A 1,010-nucleotide genomic window follows, 5' to 3' on the forward strand; every position below is an offset into this window, starting at 1 on the left:
GGTGCGGCGGGATCGGGTGCGGCGGGTGCGGGTGCGGCGGGATCGGGAGTCACCACTGCGCGGCTCCTCTCACTCGGGTCACCGCTGCGGCGGTGACTGCGGGGACGGGTGCGTACGGGAGGCTCAGCACGGCACCGACCCCCTCGCCCGCGCCTCTTCCTCCGCCGCGCGCAGGAAGCGGATGGAGCTGCCCGCCAGCTCGGGCCCGGCGTGCGAGTGCCGGGGCAGCTCGACGCTGATCAGCCCCTGGTAGCCGGTGGTCTGCAGGGCTTCGAGCACCGAGGGGAAGCCGATCTCGCCCTCGCCGAACGGCAGGTGCTCGTGGACACCGCGGCACATGTCCTCGATCTGCACGTGCGCGAGCCAGGGCGCGGCGGCCCGTACGCAGTCGGCGGGCAGCGCGTCCTCCAGGCACTGGCAGTGCCCGATGTCCAGGGTCAGCGCCAGCGCCGGCGCGTCGCCCAACTCCTCGCGCAGCCGGTGGAACCCGGCGAGGTCGTACAGCAGGTGGCCGGGCTCCGGCTCGATGGCGAGCGGCACGCCGGCGGCGTCCGCCGCCGCGAGCACCGGGGTCAGCTCCGCGCCCAGCCGCTTCCAGGCGTCCGGCTCCGCCACCCCGTACGGGCGCGTGCCGCTGAAGCAGTGCACGGCGTTGGCGCCCAGCTCCGCCGCGACGTTCACGGCGGTGCGCAGCAGCCGGGAGCGTACGGCGCGCGCCTCCGGGTCGGGGTCGAGCAGGGTGGGGTGGTGCTTGCGGCGCGGGTCGAGGACGTAGCGGGCGCCGGTCTCGATCGTCACCGCGAGCCCGTGCCTGGCCAGCAGCCGCCGCACGGTGGCGGTGCGGGCGGGCAGGTCGGGCGCGAGCGGGTCGAGGTGCATGTGGTCGAGGGTGAGCGCGATGCCGTCGTAGCCGAGGTCGGCGAGGAGCGCGACGGCGTCGGTCAGCCGCAGGTCGGTGAGGCCGTTGGTGCCGTAGGCCAGGCGCAGCCGGGTCATGTCGGACTCACCTT

The 1,010-nt window shown here is 75.4% G+C and carries 1 protein-coding gene; it reads right to left on the minus strand.

The annotated features are described in order from the left end of the window. Positions 1 to 123: 123 nt before the first annotated feature. The gene (locus H5J30_RS35630; RefSeq protein ID WP_018840412.1) at positions 124 to 996 is read right to left on the minus strand and encodes a sugar phosphate isomerase/epimerase family protein; all 873 of its coding nucleotides are present in this window, start codon (positions 994 to 996) and stop codon (positions 124 to 126) included. Between the last annotated feature and the right edge of the window lie 14 nt (positions 997 to 1,010).

The sequence above is a fragment of the Streptomyces phytophilus genome (assembly GCF_013870535.1).
GTDB lineage: Bacteria > Actinomycetota > Actinomycetes > Streptomycetales > Streptomycetaceae > Streptomyces > Streptomyces phytophilus.

Excerpts from the sequence above, each read along its gene's own strand:
- H5J30_RS35630 (WP_018840412.1), bottom strand. The coding sequence starts at position 996 with ATGACCCGGCTGCGCCTGGCCTACGGCACCAACGGCCTCACCGACCTG.